At 45.5% G+C, this 9,865-nt stretch carries 9 protein-coding genes and 2 pseudogenes; 9 read left to right on the top strand and 2 right to left on the bottom strand.

Translation table 11 applies throughout. The features are described from left to right. The 4 genes and pseudogenes from ACTIE6_RS09375 to ACTIE6_RS09360 all read left to right on the top strand — a co-directional run. A pseudogene (locus ACTIE6_RS09375) lies at window positions 1-323 on the top strand (O-antigen ligase family protein); the annotation flags it as partial. Beyond that, window positions 316-1,287, top strand: a complete 972-nt coding sequence (locus ACTIE6_RS09370) for a glycosyltransferase (protein ID WP_439556390.1) — start codon at window positions 316-318, stop codon at window positions 1,285-1,287. The pseudogene ACTIE6_RS09375 and the gene ACTIE6_RS09370, both read left to right, overlap by 8 nt. 392 nt (window positions 1,288-1,679) lie before the next feature. Further along, entirely contained in the window at window positions 1,680-3,674 is a 1,995-nt protein-coding gene (gene dnaG / locus ACTIE6_RS09365; RefSeq protein ID WP_439556389.1) for a DNA primase, read from the top strand. A gap of 18 nt (window positions 3,675-3,692) precedes the next feature. Continuing rightward, window positions 3,693-4,241 (top strand): DUF4136 domain-containing protein, encoded by a 549-nt coding sequence (locus tag ACTIE6_RS09360; protein ID WP_439556388.1) that lies wholly within the window; start codon window positions 3,693-3,695, stop codon window positions 4,239-4,241. 66 nt (window positions 4,242-4,307) lie between these two features. Here the strand turns inward: ACTIE6_RS09360 and ACTIE6_RS09355 are convergent, their stop codons facing one another. After that, entirely contained in the window at window positions 4,308-4,604 is a 297-nt protein-coding gene (locus tag ACTIE6_RS09355; protein ID WP_439556387.1) for a YtxH domain-containing protein, read from the bottom strand. Window positions 4,605-4,683: 79 nt separating this feature from the next. Between ACTIE6_RS09355 and ACTIE6_RS09350 the strand changes: the two genes are divergently transcribed. Further along, window positions 4,684-5,811 carry a WD40/YVTN/BNR-like repeat-containing protein gene (locus tag ACTIE6_RS09350; RefSeq protein WP_439556386.1) on the top strand — a complete coding sequence of 376 codons (1,128 nt, stop codon included), beginning with the start codon at window positions 4,684-4,686 and terminating at the stop codon, window positions 5,809-5,811. 39 nt (window positions 5,812-5,850) lie between these two features. On the opposite strand, the gene ACTIE6_RS09345 is transcribed toward ACTIE6_RS09350, so the two are convergent. Continuing rightward, a complete protein-coding gene (locus ACTIE6_RS09345) occupies window positions 5,851-6,858 on the bottom strand; it encodes a YpdA family putative bacillithiol disulfide reductase (RefSeq protein ID WP_439556385.1) in 1,008 nt (335 codons plus the stop codon). Window positions 6,859-6,978: 120 nt separating this feature from the next. On the opposite strand from ACTIE6_RS09345, the gene ACTIE6_RS09340 reads away from it, so the two are divergent. From ACTIE6_RS09340 to ACTIE6_RS09325, 4 genes and pseudogenes are all read left to right on the top strand, one after another. Beyond that, on the top strand, window positions 6,979-8,004 hold the full coding sequence (locus ACTIE6_RS09340) for an aminodeoxychorismate synthase component I (RefSeq protein ID WP_439556384.1): 1,026 nt from the start codon (window positions 6,979-6,981) through the stop codon (window positions 8,002-8,004). Continuing rightward, window positions 7,991-8,584 (top strand): hypothetical protein, encoded by a 594-nt coding sequence (locus tag ACTIE6_RS09335; RefSeq protein WP_439556383.1) that lies wholly within the window; start codon window positions 7,991-7,993, stop codon window positions 8,582-8,584. Before ACTIE6_RS09340 ends, ACTIE6_RS09335 begins: the two co-directional genes overlap by 14 nt. A 39-nt stretch (window positions 8,585-8,623) precedes the next feature. Next, complete coding sequence (locus tag ACTIE6_RS09330) at window positions 8,624-8,854, top strand: hypothetical protein (protein ID WP_439556382.1); 231 nt, start codon at window positions 8,624-8,626, stop codon at window positions 8,852-8,854. A 75-nt stretch (window positions 8,855-8,929) separates the two neighbouring features. Continuing rightward, a pseudogene (locus ACTIE6_RS09325) lies at window positions 8,930-9,865 on the top strand (replication restart helicase PriA); the annotation flags it as partial.

Here is a 9,865-nt window from a genome sequence, read left to right as displayed (position 1 = left end):
AAGTGCTGGGACCAGGCTACCGGGAGGCGCATTCACTTTGGTATACGTTACTGGCTGAGAATGGATTGATCGGTGCGATACTGATGTATTCTGTTTTTGTTCAATGCGGCTTGGTAGCTGCAAGTGCGTGCAATGCGGGAAGAATGTACAAGGTGCTACCGCTTGCATTGCTGGTTTACCTGGTCTTCAATCACACAGTTGGGAGTGTTTTCGTGATTATTCCCGCCAGGAGCCTGACGATTAACTGCATTGCACCTGTGTTGTTGCTCTGTCTTTATTTCTATTCCAAAAGTCTGCGCAAGTCACCAATATTGAATGCGTAGATTGCTGATCATCGGAAAAGTGCCGCCTCCAATCGGCGGGGTGACCATGCACGTGAAGCGGCTGGTGGAGAATCTTGAAAAGGAAGATTTTGGAAGCTTTGACTTTGCTGAATTGCAGCACGGTAGAGTGAGGTGTTTTTTCAAATTATGCCGCTATAAGGTTATACACCTTCATATTTCCAACCCTTCCTGGCAGTTTCTCCTGGCGCTGTTTTGCAGACTTTCGTTCAAAAAGCTGATTATTACCTACCATGGAAGCTGGGGCCGGTATGCTTTATGGGGGAATATACAGGTAAGCTGGTCAGCGCGGCTTTGCTGTATTCCCATTGTTCAGAATGAAGAAAGCTTGCGAAAGGCATTGAAGTGGAACAAATCTGCCAGACTGATCTCGACCTTTTTGCCTTCGGAATATAGCACGCCACTTGACAAGTGTACGAGCTCAAAGCTGGCGGAATTCAGGAAGCAGCACAGGGTCATTGTTTGTACCAATGCGTGGAATCTGACTTTTGACAAAAACCAAAAGGAAACTTACGGGATTTCGGATCTGGTTACTTACGTCTCACAACAGCCCGCGTTCGGACTGGTCGTCTCCGATCCTTCTGCTACCTACATTCGCTACATATCAGCGTTACAGGGCGAGCTTCCGACCAATGTGCTCTTCATCTCCATTCCGCACGATTTCAGGAATGTGTTGCAGGTAGCCGACGCATTTATCAGGAATACTACAACTGACGGCGTTTCATTGTCCATTCATGAAGCGCTGCAACTGAATGTACCCGTACTCGCATCTGCTGCGGTGGAAAGATCGCCTTACTGTCAGGTTTACAAGGATCTAAAGAATCTTGACCTGAAAGCTGAGATCAGGAAAGCGAAAGAATTGCTTCGCGGTAGACAAATTGAAGGTGAGGGAACTCCGGTGATCAAACAGTTGATATCGGTTTATAGCAGTGTATTGAGAATGTAAAAATTCTGGAAAGCTCCAAAAAAACAAAGGCATAGAAAATTTCCATGCCCTGTTTCACACTATACACACACTATATTTTTAATATCTATATCAAATTATTTGATGGTTCGAATTCTTGTTCTAATACCGCAAAATAACAAACTAAAGTAATTAGAAAAAAACTTTAAGATGTGATTTCTAAATTCTAATAAGAAAATAATGGACAATTCTGGAAAAGAATTTTGCCCAACCCTGGGTTAGACTTCAAATTTACGGAAATAATATTCAAATATTGCCCATAGGTCGCCACCTGATTACATTCGTGTAACTTATTTTTCTTACAAATGTGTTATGTAAGTATATTCCACTTCCTGTCAAGGATGCAGGTTACTTACTCTTAATCGATTACCAAAATGAGGATCAATCCCGAAACCGTAGAGCGGATCAAGCTGGCCGCCGACATTGTCGAGGTAGTAGGGGATTTTGTGTCCCTGAAAAAAAAAGGCGCAAACTACTCGGCTTGCTGTCCATTCCATAATGAAAAAACGCCTTCATTCAATGTAAATCCCGTTAGGCAGATTTATAAATGCTTTGGTTGCGGCGCTGCGGGCGACTCCATTAAGTTCGTAATGGATGTGGATAATGTCGGTTACGGAGAAGCATTGCGTTACCTGGCCAATAAATACAATATCGAGATTGAGGAAGAGGAAATGACGGACGAAGAAGCGCTTCGTCAGAATGAGCGCGAGAGCCTTTACATTATCCTCAATTTTGCCAAAAACTTCTACCAGCACCAGCTCCAACATTCGGATGAAGGTCAGGCGGTGGGGCTCAGCTATTTTCGCGAGCGTGGTTTCAGCAATGAAATCAGGCAGAAGTTTGAGCTGGGATACAGTCTGGATACCTGGGATGCATTTTCCAAAGAGGCACTTGCAAAAGGATATTCAACAGAAATACTGGAAAAAGCCGGTTTGCTTATTCCGCGGGAAGGAAGCAGCGGCGGCGGTTATGACAGGTTCAGAGGTCGCGTCATTTTCCCGATCCACCATGTTGGCGGCAAGGTAATCGCATTTGGCGCGCGTATCCTGAAATCGGAGAGCGGACAAAAGGCCAATCAACCCAAATACCTTAACTCGCCCGAAACCGCTGTTTATCACAAAAGCGATGTACTCTACGGGATTTTCCAGGCGAAGAATGCGATCCGACAGCTCGACCATTGTTACCTGGTAGAAGGTTATACGGATGTAATTTCACTACATCAGGCCGGGATCGAGAATGTTGTTGCTTCTTCCGGTACGTCACTTACTATCGAGCAAATTAGGCTGATCGGCAGGTTTACGCCCAATGTTACCATTCTCTACGATGGCGATATCGCAGGGATCAAGGCCGCATTGCGAGGGTTGGACCTTGTTTTGGAGGAAGGTTTGAATGTTAACATTGTGCTTTTTCCCGACGGCGAAGATCCCGATAGCTACGTCCGGAAAGTAGGTGCGGAAGCATTTAAAACTTATCTCAAAAAGGCCTCAAAAGACTTTATCACCTTCAAAACAGAGGTATTGCTGCAAGATGCGGGCAATGATCCTTTCCGCCTCGCGGCTGTAATCGGGGAGGTCGTAAGCAGCATTGTCAAGATTCCTGACGCGATTAAAAGACAGGTATTTTTCCACCGTACATCAGAAATGATGAATGTGGATGAGCAAATGCTGATTTCGGAAGGTAATAAGCTGGTCAGAAAGCAGCAGACGCAGAAAAAGCCTGACAGAGGTAGCGCGCAGCAGCATGCAGCGCCGGAAGGTCCTGCTGATCTGGGCAGCTTTTCAGACGGGTTTACCTTTACCGAGGAGGATATCTTTGAGCCCGAGCCTGCACAAACCTATGAGCCGCCGCAGAAAAGCAAGTTGTACTATCAGGAAGAGGCATTTACACGGTTGCTGGTTTTATTTGGCACAAAAGAGCTGGAACCTACCATTACAGTTTGCCAGTATGTGTTGGGCGAAATTGAGGGTATTGACTTCAAAGATGCGGTGTTTCAACATTTGCTGACACTTTTCAGAGAAAACCTGAACCGCAACTATGTCCCGCCAACCGATTACTTCCTGAACCACCACGAGTCCGAGATCCGGAACCTGACGATTAGCTGGCTTACCAGCAAGTATGAGTTAAGTGAGTTATGGTCTGAGAAATACGAGATATATGTTCCGTTCGAGGCTGATGTTTTGGATAAAACTGCATTTATAAATATCCTCCGACTGAAAAAAGCTTTTATTGAGGAGAAAATGAAGGTGTGCTTAAATCAGGCGCTTCATGCAAAATCGGAAGACGAACAGAATAGCGTGATGAGCGAGTTTATGTTTTACAAAGGGATCAGCATGGCGGCGGCCAAGGAGCTGGGGAGTGTGATTGGATAACTTAACAATGGAGCAACAATGAAAAAGATCATTTTTGCATTTTGGGGACTATCAATTCTGCTGCTGGCAGGATGCAGCAGTTCCTATAAAATCCTTAAACCGGAGCAGGAAGATAACTTCCGGCTGTCGGACTACGCTACATTCGGTTTTTACGAGATAGAGGCCACAGGTGATACAATGCCTGAAAATTTTGAGAGAAATGTCGGCATTATCAAAGCTGCTGTTGCGCAGAACTTGCAGGCAAAAGGCCTGGACGAAGCTCGTGACGCAAACCTGAAAATCAATATTGCGCTGGATGTAAAAGAGAAAGTGCAAACGAGGGAAACGGATTTTCGCACAGAAGGTTTGCCCAGATATATGGGGCAACGCCGCTATTCGTGGAAGAGTGAAGAGGTGGTCGTCGGCAAATACCGAGAAGGAACGCTCATGATTGACCTCGTAGATGCCAATAACAACAGAATGGTGTGGCAAGGCGGTGTGTCGGGCATTATACCTTCCAAAAGCAAGAACTTCACGGAAGAGGTGAATCAGGCTATTGCCGAACTTTTGCAGAAGATTCCGAAGTAGCAGACACAAAAAAGGCAGCTTCGTCGGAAGCTGCCTTTGAATATCTCGATATAGGAGTCTTATGTATTAGTTATTAACCACATTGCGGACTTTGTCATTGACGTTGTCGGCAACAGAACCTGCTTTATCTTTTACTGAGCTTACATTTTTCAGAAAACCTTCTTTCAGTTTGTCAGCCAAAACGGATAATTCTTCAAGGCTTTTTTCGTATTTGTCTTTCGCATTGTCACCCAAGCCATAAGCTTTGTTTTTGAGCAACTTGCGGGCATCTTTACCATTTTTAGGAGCAACCAGAAGGCCAATTGCAATGCCTGAAATCAATGCACCAAGAGCGCCTACGAGAAATTTTTGATTCTTGTTCATACGAATTTCCTATTTTGTGTTATAAAAGCTTACAACCGAGTGTAGTAAAAATACTGTGCCAATTTCTCCCATTTCTATCTTGAAAGCCCCACTGCTGATCCTGAGAGCACTTTTACTGCTCAATGCGCTGTTACTGGTCCAGTCTGCATCTGCGCAATGGAATATCATTGATATCAAAGCCACTATCCACATGCGCGCTGTTCACACTGTTTCTCCTTCTATTTGTTGGATTGGCGGAACAAAAGGTACTATTTTGAAAACAACCAATGGCGGAAAGACCTGGACAACCTTCAAAATACCCGGCGCCGACTCGCTCGATTTCCGCGACGTGCATGCCATTAATAAAAACACATTGATCGCGATGAGCGCGGGAGAATCGGAGAAGGATAAGGCGAAAATCTACCGGACCGAAGACGGCGGAGAGAGCTGGAACCTTGTGTACCACACTACACAAATTGGGGTGTTTCTGGATGGAATCGACTTTTGGGATAAAAACAGAGGCATTTGTCTCGGCGATCCGATCAATGGAAAGCTGTTTATCCTGACTACCGAAGATGGTGGTAAAAGCTGGATTGAGCAGCCGCTGGAAAGCCGCCCTGCTGCCGAGCCGGGAGAAGCTTGTTTTGCGGCCAGTGGTACTTCCTTGCTCACATTTGGAAAAAGCAATGCATATATAGGTACCGGCGGGTCTAAAATGGCCCGGGTATTCAGGTCGGAGGATTTCGGCCGCACGTGGCAGGTATCTTCCACCCCGCTGCCGGCTGGACCCACGAGCGGGATTTTCGGGTTGAGGTTTTGGTCAAAGAAAAATGGTATTGCAGTAGGAGGGGACTACAAACGCACAACTGATTCTACCCAAAATGTACTTTTAACAAAGGACGGCGGAGTTACCTGGCAATTGTCAAAAATGACAAACCCGGCCGGATTAAAAGAATGCGTAGCCATTTACCAAAAAACAGACGCAATCTGGACAGGCGAAACGGAGTTACGCTCAGACGATTATGCATTGGTAGCCACGGGCCCCTCTGGCAGCAGCTACTCCATTGACCGCGGCAAAAGCTGGCGGTTTTTAGGAAAAGAAGGTTTTCACGCAATAAGCTTCGCCGGGAATGTAGGCTACGCAGTAGGTGCCAACGGCCTGATCGGGAAAATCGACAAGCTGTCTTTCAAAAAGAAAAAACGGAAGCTGGTACTAGTCGAAGAATAAGCATTCGTGGGTATTCGTGCATTCGTGGCATAAAAAACCTCAAATCCGATCAATCAACTCTTTCACCTTCCTGACATCCCGCCCAGCTAAATGATCGGCGATTGCAGCAGCATGTTCGCGGCCATTTTCAATGAAAACCTTTTCGGTAAATACCCCCGCCATTACAGTGCCGCACAGGTACAATCCGGGAACATTGGTTTCAAAAGTGTCGGGATTGAATGTCGGTACCTTGGTAGCAGGATCAAGCGCTACGCCGCAACGTGATAGTAAATGTTCGTCAGGCAGATAACCTACAAGTAAAAACACAAAATCCGCAGGTAGCCACTCCGTTTCACCCGTTTCCAGATTGCGGATCAGCATTCGGCCGGGCTCGATAGCTTCTGTAACAGAATCGAAGCGGGTATGTATCTTACCTTCTTTCACGCGGTTTTTTACATCCGGTACCAGCCAGTACTTCACTTTTGTCCTGAAATCCGCTTCTTTATGTACAATCGTCACATGCGCATCGTGGCGGTAAAGTTCAAGCGCAGCTTCCACCGAAGAATTGGAGCCGCCCACCAGGACTACATTGGTGTATGAATATTTGAAAGGCTCATCGTAGTAATGCGAAACATGCGGCAAATCCTCGCCAGGCACATTCAACTTACGCGGTACATCGAAATAGCCGGTCGCTAGCACCACGTTTTTGGATTGAAAAACCTGTCCGTCGTTGGCGTAAGTCAGGAAAGTACCGTCAGCCTGCTTTTCGGAACGGTCTACATCTATAAACAGCTTGAAATTGAGCTTATAATAACCTGCGACTTTGCGATAGTACTGCAATGCTTCATTCCGGTTGGCTTTCACCTCAGAAATAGCAAAAGGTATCCCGCCAATTTCAATGTTTTCGGCAGTTGAAAAAAAGCGCATTCTCCTCGGGTACCTCCTAATGGATTCGGTGAGATTTCCTTTTTCGAGGATCAGATAATCCATTCCGCTTTTCGCGAGTTCAACTCCCATTGCGAGTCCGCAGGGACCGCCACCGATGACAATAACGTCGTAAATGTGCATTACTTCTGGCAAGTTTTCAGGTAAAATCAGGCAGACTAAAGCTGGTAGTTGCCCATTCAAATTAACCAGCTAAATGGTAGATTGGTTTCTGAACTTTGTAAATTCGCTTGCGGTTAAAATTTGGTAATATCCGTTTTGAAATTGACAAACAGCATCGACGATTTTATTGGCAGGCTTAATGCATGGGGCAGAAACAAGGTACCATTTGTTTTTCTGTTTGATTACAAAATGGAAAAGCCGCTTGCCTGGAAGCTGGAAGAGATCAATGCGGCGAAGGTGCAGTTTAACCTCAATGGATTTACCAACCAGCTTAAATCCGATGTGCCGGATTTTTCTCCGGAATTCTATTTCCATAAATCGCCGATTCCATTCGCAGCTTACGAGCCCAGGTTTGAGCACGTAATCAGGAATATCCGTGCAGGGAACTCGTTTTTGTTAAACCTGTCAGTTCCTACGCCGGTTGAAACCAATCTCAGCTTGCTGGAAATCTTTGAAAACAGTCAGGCGCCTTACCGTTTTTGGCTGAAAGATCAGTTTGTATGCTTTTCGCCGGAGATTTTTGTTAAAATTTCAGGGAACCGGATTTCTTCTTTTCCAATGAAGGGTACCATCGACGCGTCGGTGGAAAATGCGGAGCAGGTGATTTTGGCTGACTATAAAGAAGCGGCCGAGCACGCTACGATCGTTGATCTGATCAGGAACGATTTAAGTACGGTTGCGCAAAAGGTTTGGGTGGAACGTTACCGGTACCTTGATAAGGTGCAGACGCACAACAGCGCATTGTTGCAGGTGAGCTCGGAAGTAGCAGGCATTTTGCCTGATGATTTTAATGGAAATTACGGCGACTTACTGCTGAAACTGTTGCCCGCCGGTTCCATTACCGGAGCGCCCAAACCAAGTACATTGAAGATTATTGAAGAAGCAGAAGGTTACGACAGAGGCTATTATACAGGGGTAATGGGCTATTTCGACGGCCGGAATTTCGAAAGCGCCGTGATGATCCGTTTTATTGAGGACCAAAACGGCAGGTTTGTATTCAAAAGCGGCGGCGGGATTACTGCATTGAGCAATGCAAAAAGTGAGTACCAGGAGCTGATCGACAAAGTATATCTTCCATTTAAATCCGTCCCGCATGTTGTGTATTGAAACGATCCGTGTTGAAAACAGGCAGCTGAAAAATCTCGGCTACCACGAAGCCAGGCTTAACAAAACCCGGCAGGAACTTTGGGGATATACGGATCAATGGAACCTTGCTGAACTGCTTGAAATACCGGGATTTGTGAGCGATGAGAAGCACAAATGCAGGCTGGCTTACTCCAAAGAAATTGACAATATCAAATGGGAGCTGCACACGCTGCGCACGGTCAAAAGCATCAGGCGTGTTTACCGCGACACAGTTGATTACAGCTATAAATATGACAAACGCGAGGAGCTGAACACGCTTTTTGAACAAAGGGAAGAATCCGACGAAATCCTGATCATCAAAAACGGCTGGGTAACGGATGCATACTATTATAATGTAGCGTTTGGCGACGGGAAAGATTGGTTTACGCCAACAACCTACCTGCTGCCCGGCACACAACGCGCTTTTTTACTCGACCAGGGCATTATCCAGGAACGTGAAATATCAGAAACCGACATTTTCAGCTACAATACCGTCAAACTTTTCAATGCGCTGGTCACCTGGGAAAACGCGCCTGAAATTGATACGCAGCTGATTGACTGAGGCTTCATTGTCTTTTGTATAAAACGTAAGTTTATCTCTATGGACATCAAGACTGAGAAGATCGAATTGGCGAAAAGGCTTTTAAATACCAGTGACGAAAGGATTATCAAAGCTGTAAAGTCAGTTTTCGAGAACTTCGATAACGAGTATGACTGGTCAGATCTCCCTGACATCGTAATTCACGACGTAAACGAATCTCTGAAGCAAATTGAACTGGGAAATGGCATATCTCACGAAGATGCTTTGAGAACATACCAGAAATGGCTTTAAGGATTGTGGTCATCGTTCGTTGATAAGCTATTAATCAAGAGAAATCTTGAAGTATTTCCACTTTTATAAAACAATATGACCTCCTTTTTTGAGGAAGAAACCACGCTTTTTGCTGATTTGATTTTGCCGGTTCCGGTACCTGCGCTTTTTACTTACAGGGTGCCCAGGGAAATGAGCGGGCTTGTGAAAGTAGGGGCAAGGGTGATTGTTCAGTTTGGTAAAAAGCGGGTTATAACAGCGGTAATCGCGCAAATTCATAGTACTCCTCCTTCCAAATACCAGGCCAAATACATTCTCGAACTCCTCGACGAGCAGCCGATCATTACCGGCCACCAGCTCGAACTTTTCAGATGGGTAGCGGAATATTACCTGTGCAATATCGGCGAGGTACTTAATGTGGCGCTGCCCGCCGGACTGAAAATTACCAGCCAGTCGCGCATTCAGCTTAATCCTGAATTTGATTACGAAGAGCTGCTCACAGACCAGGAATTGCTGGTAGTTGAGGAGATCAAAAAGCACCAGACATTATCGTACGAAGAAGTGGAGCGGCTTTTAATGAAGTCAAACATCACTTCCATTATCAAGTCGCTGGTTGGGAAGCGAGCCGTGATTTTGTATGAAGAAGTGAAAGAGCGGTATAAACCGAAAGTGGTTAAAAAGATTAGGTTATCAAGTACTTACCTGAGTAATGAGGCGCTTTCTTCCCTCGCCGCGTCGCTTGAAAAGAACCCGAAGCAACAGGATATTTTACTTAAATACCTAAGCCACATTCCCTTTTACAACAATCCGGATTTGAACCAAAAAGGTCTGGACAAATCCATTTTCGGTGGTGATGAAAGTATCTCGGCTTCTTCTTTGAATACACTGATCAAGCGCGGCATTTTTGAGCAGTTTGAAATATTTATCTCTCGGTTCGACGATATTCCGGCTGGCAATACTGTCAAAATATCTTTGACAGAAACCCAAAAGCTGGCCGCAGCGCAGATCCAGGAGCATTTTAAGACCAAGGAA

The sequence above is a fragment of the Dyadobacter sp. genome (assembly GCF_051859145.1).
Lineage (GTDB): Bacteria > Bacteroidota > Bacteroidia > Cytophagales > Spirosomataceae > Dyadobacter.
Note: the sequence above shows the minus strand (reverse complement) of the source record. Positions and strands in the feature narration are given on the sequence as shown.

What these genes read in the sequence shown, in the direction of transcription:
- ACTIE6_RS09370 (WP_439556390.1), top strand. Translation starts at nt 316, where the DNA reads ATGCGTAGATTGCTGATCATCGGAAAAGTGCCGCCTCCAATCGGCGGG.
- dnaG (WP_439556389.1), top strand. Translation starts at nt 1,680, where the DNA reads ATGAGGATCAATCCCGAAACCGTAGAGCGGATCAAGCTGGCCGCCGAC.
- ACTIE6_RS09360 (WP_439556388.1), top strand. Translation starts at nt 3,693, where the DNA reads ATGAAAAAGATCATTTTTGCATTTTGGGGACTATCAATTCTGCTGCTG.
- ACTIE6_RS09355 (WP_439556387.1), bottom strand. Translation starts at nt 4,604, where the DNA reads ATGAACAAGAATCAAAAATTTCTCGTAGGCGCTCTTGGTGCATTGATT.
- ACTIE6_RS09345 (WP_439556385.1), bottom strand. Translation starts at nt 6,858, where the DNA reads ATGCACATTTACGACGTTATTGTCATCGGTGGCGGTCCCTGCGGACTC.
- ACTIE6_RS09335 (WP_439556383.1), top strand. Translation starts at nt 7,991, where the DNA reads ATGTTGTGTATTGAAACGATCCGTGTTGAAAACAGGCAGCTGAAAAAT.
- ACTIE6_RS09330 (WP_439556382.1), top strand. Translation starts at nt 8,624, where the DNA reads ATGGACATCAAGACTGAGAAGATCGAATTGGCGAAAAGGCTTTTAAAT.